Origin of the sequence: Acetobacter tropicalis (assembly GCF_001580915.1) — a bacterium.
In the GTDB taxonomy this organism is placed as follows: Bacteria; Pseudomonadota; Alphaproteobacteria; order Acetobacterales; family Acetobacteraceae; genus Acetobacter; species Acetobacter tropicalis.
In genome coordinates this window covers 1-7,067 of record NZ_LHZQ01000133.1, presented here as the reverse complement: position 1 = coordinate 7,067, position 7,067 = coordinate 1, and the positions used below count along the sequence as shown (strand labels likewise).

Annotated in this window: 5 protein-coding genes; all 5 read left to right on the top strand. The window is 58.2% G+C overall.

Annotated features, from left to right (window positions below; translation table 11 throughout):
* Window positions 1-633: efflux RND transporter periplasmic adaptor subunit (locus AD944_RS01570; RefSeq protein ID WP_061474698.1), on the top strand; the 633-nt coding region annotated here is incomplete at its 5' end.
* Window positions 634-749: 116 nt separating this feature from the next.
* Window positions 750-1,586 (top strand): hypothetical protein, encoded by an 837-nt coding sequence (locus AD944_RS01565; protein WP_140329625.1) that lies wholly within the window; start codon window positions 750-752, stop codon window positions 1,584-1,586.
* Window positions 1,587-1,748: 162 nt separating this feature from the next.
* Window positions 1,749-5,093: an efflux RND transporter permease subunit gene (locus AD944_RS01560; protein WP_045542455.1), complete on the top strand. Its 3,345-nt coding sequence runs from the start codon at window positions 1,749-1,751 to the stop codon at window positions 5,091-5,093.
* A 92-nt stretch (window positions 5,094-5,185) separates the two neighbouring features.
* Window positions 5,186-5,425, top strand: coding sequence for a DUF3297 family protein (locus tag AD944_RS01555; RefSeq protein WP_035379533.1), 240 nt, complete (start codon window positions 5,186-5,188; stop codon window positions 5,423-5,425).
* Between the two features lie 102 nt (window positions 5,426-5,527).
* A complete protein-coding gene (locus tag AD944_RS01550) occupies window positions 5,528-6,787 on the top strand; it encodes an NAD(P)/FAD-dependent oxidoreductase (protein WP_045542456.1) in 1,260 nt (419 codons plus the stop codon).
* The last annotated feature ends 280 nt before the right edge of the window (window positions 6,788-7,067 follow it).

Sequence of the window (7,067 nt, the reverse complement as noted above, 5' to 3'; positions counted from 1 at the left end):
CGTGACAAACTGACGGAAGTTGCGGCCTCACGCGAAGAAAAGCAGGTTTATCAGGCCACGGCGGATATTGCGAAAGCCCAGTATGGGGAAGCCATGGCGGCGCTCTCTCAGGCCAAGATCAATCTGGACCGAACCCATGTGCGCAGCACGGTGACAGGCTACGTTACCAACCTGATCATGCGCGTGGGGGATTTTGCCACGGCGGGAAAATCCAACATCCGGGTGATTGATGCCTCATCCTACTGGGTGGACGGCTATTTTGAAGAAACCAAGATCCGCGCCATTCATGTGGGAGACCGCGTGCGGATGGATCTGATGGGCTATCGCGCGCCCATGTGGGGCCATGTGGTCAGCATCACACGCGGTATTGCCACGCCCAACGCCACCCCGGCCACACAGGGCCTGCCCTCGGTTGATCCGGTCTATACCTGGGTACGGTTGGCGCAGCGTATTCCGGTACGTGTGCATATTGATAGCATCCCGCCCGGTACCCAGCTTGCCGCAGGCATGACAACCACCGTCACCATTGTGGGCAGCAAAGGCAAACGTGCGCATGACACCCTGACCGAAACTTTTGACCGCCTGCATGATACCCTGATGGGCGGCACAGGTGGCAGCGGCACCCGCGACTAAGCAAAAGGCACGCCATACACCCCCCAAAAAACCCGAGCACATACGCGCTGCCGCGCTCTTATGAGTGCCTCAGCAGGTGCGGGCTGCAACACCAACTGGACGGCACGGGCTGAGGCATGGCACATAGTAGCGCCATGATGCACTCCGCTGCCCGATGTGTTCTCCTTGCGTCCTGCGCGGCGCTGATCGGCCCGTTTCTGGCGCTGTATTCATCTCCTGCCCATGCGGCGGTTGATCTGGATGGTAAAGGGGTCAGCATCAGCACCCCCTGTCTTTCCAACCTGCATGTTGCAGCCTCCACCGCCATTCATGGTGCCGTGCAGCTTCCCGATACTCTTCCGCCTGGCGTTACGGCCAAAATTGGCCCGGATAACGTGGTTTACATCACACAAGCCAACTGCACGGCGGCAACACCCTTGGCCAGCGCGCTGACGCTTACCACACGCCCAAGCACCCCGCTGACCATAGATAATGCAGGCCGCACGGCGGTTCTGCTGGATGACCGCAAAAGCACCGTATTTATTCGCGCCGGGTCTGCCCCGGTGGAAATGGGTAAGGCGGGAGAGCTCGGACTGGTCTCCGCTTCCACTGGCCCCATTACCATCCGCACTTTGTCCGATTCCGCACGCATTCGCTCGGAAACAGCGGCACCCATCACCATCCGCGCCATTACCGCCCCCGCTCTTGCCCTGTATCTGGGGGGCTCAGCCACATTGACTGCACAGAGTGGCCATTTGCAGGCGCTTGAAATTACCTCCGCCAGCACGGGAGACGCAGTAATGCACGGGGATACGGATGTGGGCGTTTTTCATGTCATGTCCAGCGGCAGTATTATCGTCAACAAGGTATCCGGCACCTTGGCGACAGAGCGGGATGGCAGCGGCAAAATTATTCCAGATGCCAGTGCACCACCCGCCCGCACCCACGCTGACCGCGTGACCGCAATACCATAGCCCTGCGCTTTTTTCCGTCTGGCAGGAGCAGAAGTGCCCTCTGATACCAGATTGGTATTTTCGTTGCTTAGTTCCAACATTATGCTGCACGAAACTGACATAACGGTTTACTCCGGCCCAGCGGGCCGGAAAAAGCCGTCCCTCACGTAAGGAAGACCCCGCTTGTCCATCTGCCGACTTTTTATCATGCGGCCTGTCGGCACTATTCTGATGGCCATGGCTTTTGTGTTGGCTGGCGTGTTTGCCTACCGCGCCATGCCTGTGGCTGATCTGCCCAATATTTCCGTGCCGGTGATCTATGTTGTGGCCTCCCAGCCCGGCAGTTCGCCGCAGCAGATGGCCAGTTCCCTCACCACCCCGCTTGAACGGCATCTGGGCCAGATTGCGGGCCTGACCAGCATGCGCTCCGATTCAACGGACAAGGATGCCTTTGTCCTGATGTTCTTTGATGACAGCCGTGACATCAACGGGGCCGCGCGTGATGTAGAAGCCGCCTTGCAGGCCGCCCGGCAGGACATGCCCAACACGCTGCTGATGCCGCCGCAATATTACAAGGCCAACCCGTCTGACAGCCCGATCATGCTGGCGGCCATGACATCAGACACACGGACATCCTCCTCCCTGCGGGATCTGGCCGAGACGCGACTTAAACCCCTTCTTTCCGGCGTGAAGGGGGTGGGCTGGGTAGAACTGGTGGGGGCATCCAAACCTGCGGTGCGGGTAGAGATGAACCCCCTCCTGCTCTACAAATATGGCGTGGGGTTTGAAGACGTCCGATCAGCGCTGGCCTCTGCCAACGCCAACACCCCCAAGGGCTTTATCGAGTCCGGTGGACAGCGTCTGACACTTGAAACCAATGATCAGGCCCGGACAGCAGAACAGTATCGGGAACTGGTAATCGGCTACCGCAACGGGCGGCCTGTGCGGCTGACGGATGTGGCCAAGATACGCAATGGCCCGCAGGATGAGCGTAAGGCGGGCTGGTATAATGACAAACCGGCCATTATCACGGTCATCCGCCCGCAACCGGGTGCTAACGTGATTGAAGTCACGGATGCCATCCGCGCGCGTGCTGAAATTCTCAGTAACGCCCTGCCGTCGGATGTTTCGTTCAAGCTGGTGTCAGACCGCTCTGTCTCCATCCGTGGCGCGCTGGTTGATACGCAATACACGTTGCTGATTTCGGTTCTGCTGGTTGTGCTGGTAGTGCTGGCCTTTCTGCGCAGTTGGCGTTCCACGCTTATCCCAGCCATTACCGTGCCCATCTCTCTGGCCGGATCTCTGGCCATCATGCATCTGCTGGGGTTCTCGCTGGATACCCTCTCGCTGATGGCGCTCACCATCGCTACCGGCTTTGTGGTGGATGACGCCATTGTGGTGGTAGAAAACATTGCCCGCCACATGGAAGCGGGCATGAGCCGCATGGAAGCAACACTTCTTGGCTCGCGCGAGATTGCGTTTACCATTCTCTCCATCACCATTTCCCTGATCGCGGTTTTTCTGCCCCTGCTTCTGCTGGGGGGCGTACCAGGCAAGATCTTCTTTGAATTCGCCATGACGCTGACAACAGCCGTCACGGTCTCTTTCTTCCTGTCCATCTCGCTCACCCCCATGATGTGCGCTTACATGCTGGAAGTGCATCATGAAGGCGCACCCAAGCCTTCCGGCGGCAATGTTCTGGTACGCATGGCGTCTCTTCTGGCCGATGCCACGGACAAGGGGCTGGAATGGCTGATGCGCGGCTACACGCGCTCGCTCCGGTGGGCGCTGCGGCATCCGTGGCTTATTTTTTCCTCTCTGCCGCTCAGCTTCTTTGCCACCATCGGCATTCTGATCGTGATGTCCAAAACCATTCTTCCGGCTGAGGATATTTCTCTGATCCAAAGTTATCTGAGCACGGATCAGACCAGTTCCTTCACCGCCACCTCGGCCAAGGCCCGCAAGGTAGTGCAGGCCATGATGGCTGACCATGATGTTGAAGCCGTTCTGGGCTTTGCAGGGGAGGATTCCGCTAATAACGCGGAAGTCTTTGCACAGTTGACGGACAAAGCGGGCCGCACCTCAACCCCGGAGCAAATTGCCGCTCGCGTGCGGGCGCGTGTGCGCGACATTCCTGGCCTTACCGCCAGCATTTCCAACGCGGGGGATATCAACGGCGGCGGCCAGCGCCAGCATGAAGGCACCTACACTTACATTTTCCAGAGCGATAATGATGAGGACATTTACACCTGGGTGCCGCGCCTGACGGAAGTGCTGCGCAAGAGCAAGGTTCTGGTTGGCGTCAACAGTCATCTCTCTGGCAACGGCACGGCCATGCATGTGCTGATCCAGCGTGATACCGCAGCCCGTTATATGGTAACGCCCCAGTTGATCGGGAATGCGTTATATGATGCCTTCGGACAGAGAACGGCCTCGGCCATATCCACACCGCTGACGACCTATTACGTTGTGATGGAAGTTGAGAAATACTTCCGTGAAAATCCCGATACGCTCAAAACGCTCTGGGTCTCCACCGCAGGCGGCACGGCGTCCGGCGCCATTGCCTCCAACACCGTGCGCGTCAAAAAACCAACAGACGCTTCAACATCGCAGGCCGTCACCCTGAGCGAACAATCCTTCCGCAACGCCATTGCCAACCGGCTGGCAGGCGGTGGTGCCGGCGCTTCCAACGGGTCTGCTGTGTCCTCTTCCTCTGAAACCATGGTGCCGCTCCCCACCGTGGCGCGGCTGGTCACCACCCCCACACCGCTGGAAGTCAGCCACGAGAACGGGTTTATCTCCGGCTCCATTTCCTTTGACCTCGCCCCCGGAAAATCTCTGGGCGATGCAACATCGGAAATTCAGAAGGCCATGGTCGGCCTGCACACTCCCGTTGCCTTGCACGGAGATTTCTCCGGTCAGGCAGGGGACATGAAGAAAAACATGATCAATGAGCTGCTGGTGTTTGTGGCGGCATTGGCCACCATGTACGTCACGCTGGGTATTCTGTATGAAAGTTACATCCAACCGTTAACTATTCTCTCCACCCTGCCCTCCGCCGCTGTGGGAGCCATGCTCACACTCTGGATCTGTCGGGAACCGTTCTCCCTGATCGCCATGATTGGCGTTATTCTGCTGGTGGGTATTGTAAAAAAGAACGCCATTCTGATGATTGATTTTGCCCTGCATGTGGAGCGGGAGCAGAACCTGCCGCCGCAGGAGGCCATTTATCAGGCGTGTATTACCCGCTTCCGCCCCATTCTGATGACAACCCTTGCCGCCGCCTTTGGTGCGGTGCCCCTTGTGTTTGGCCACGGTTATGGCTCTGAACTGCGCCGTCCGCTGGGCATTGCCGTGATAGGGGGGCTGGCCACAAGCCAGTTGCTCACCCTGTATTCCACGCCGGTTGTCTATTTGTTCATGCACCGCTTTAGCGCCTGGACACGCCGTAAAGCTGGGGCGGTACGCAACCGCTTTAGCCGAATGCGCCGACCAGATGCAGATATCGCGTCCTCCCGCCCTTCCTGAGGGGATGCACCCTGCGGTAAGTCACATGGCCATTCCGGCCAAAAGCCGGTAAGACACGAGCCATTCATCCAACCAGACAAGGATAAGACACCATGTCAGCCGATACCGTGCCCGATCGCCTCTCCGTCAATCCGGAAAGCCCCTTCTTCAATGGTGACCTTCTGGAACGCGGGATTGGCGTGCGCTTCAAGGGCGTGGAAAAAACCAATGTGGAAGAATACTGCATCAGCGAAGGCTGGGTGCGGGTGGCCGTTGGCAAGACAGTTGACCGCCACGGCAACCCCCTGACCATGAAACTTCAGGGTCCGGTGGAAGTTTGGATCAAGGACTGAACTGCTCTGAGCACATACCACATCGACAATTAAAGAACTTAACTAATAATCGATGTGTGTTAATTTAATTGTGTAAATATGACAGCGTCCAGGGAGACATACATGGCCCAGCCTGAAACCGGCACCACGCCGGACCTTCGCTACACCGTTGTTATCGTGGGGGGCGGTACTGCCGGCATCGCGGTTGCGGCCCGTCTTCTGCATGAACGCCCCAGCCTTGATATTGCTATTATCGAACCCTCCACCACCCACGCCTACCAGCCGGGATGGACACTGGTAGGGGCCGGGGCCATGACCCTGAAAAGCACCCTGCGGCAGGAAGGTGGACTTATTCCCTCCGGCTGTACGTGGCTGCGTGTCGCTGCCGCCTCCTTTCAGCCTGATGAAAATCGGGTAACGCTGGAAGACGGGCGCACCGTGACCTACAATCGTCTGGTGGTCTGCCCCGGCCTGCAACTGGACTGGGACAAAATTGAAGGCCTGAAAGAAACGCTGGGCCGCAATGGCGTATGCAGCAATTATTCCAAGGAAACAGTGGAATATACTTGGACATGCATTCAGTCCCTGGCTGGCGGCACCGCCCTGTTCACCCAGCCGCCCATGCCTATCAAATGCGCGGGGGCTCCGCAGAAAATCGCGTATCTGGCATCTGACTACTGGCGCAAGCATGGCACGCTGTTCCGCACCAATGTAGAATTCTGCCTTGCCGGGGATGCCCTGTTTGGCGTGGCGTATTATCGTCCGTCCCTGCAGGAAGCCATTGATTATTACGGCATCAACCTGCAGTACAAGCACAATCTAGTTGCTGTAAACGGTCCGGAACGCAAGGCGACATTTGCCGTCACCAATGCAGAAGGCCAGACCGAGCATGTGGTGAAAGAGTTTGACATGCTGCATGTCACCCCACCGCAGAGCGCGCCGGACTTCATCAAGCAGAGCCCGCTGGCCAATGGTGGCGGTTGGGTAGATGTGGACCCCACCACCCTGCAACACACCAAATACCCCGCCATTTTCGGGCTTGGGGACGTTATCGGCACGTCAAACGCCAAGACCATGGCCGCAGCACGCGCCCAGACGCCGGTTATCACCAAAAACCTTCTGGCCTCTCTGGATGGCAAGCCGCTGACAGGGGCTTACGATGGCTATGGCGCCTGCCCGCTGACCGTAGCCTATGGCAAGGTTGTTCTGGCCGAGTTCCTGTATGGCGGCAAACCCGCCCCCAGCTTCCCTTACGATCAGCGCAAACCCAGCCGCTTTGCCTGGTTCCTGAAGTCCACCGTGTTCCCGCGCGTGTACTGGGACATGATGCTCAAAGGGCGCGACATCACGGTGCCGCACCATCCGGACTGGATCAAAGGCTGACCCATTGATGATATCAGCGTCCTTCTCCTGACGGAGAGGGACGTTTTAAATGCTGGGTAAAGTCAACGCGTAAACGCTGCCGAGGCGTATGTGCGACTGAAGGCGTTGGCGTTGGCGTTGGCGTTGGGTGCAAGGCGTCGAGACGAAAAGCCACCCCTTCAACCTCAAAAACATCCGCAAACTGGCATTGGCACTGGCACTGGCACTGGCACTGGCACTGGCACTGGCACTGGCACTGGCACTGGCACTGGCACTGGCACTGGCACTGGCACTGGCACTG

Bases quoted from the DNA above. Each gene is read 5' to 3' on its own strand.
- AD944_RS01565 (WP_140329625.1), top strand. From the start codon at position 750: ATGGCACATAGTAGCGCCATGATGCACTCCGCTGCCCGATGTGTTCTC.
- AD944_RS01555 (WP_035379533.1), top strand. From the start codon at position 5,186: ATGTCAGCCGATACCGTGCCCGATCGCCTCTCCGTCAATCCGGAAAGC.
- AD944_RS01550 (WP_045542456.1), top strand. From the start codon at position 5,528: ATGGCCCAGCCTGAAACCGGCACCACGCCGGACCTTCGCTACACCGTT.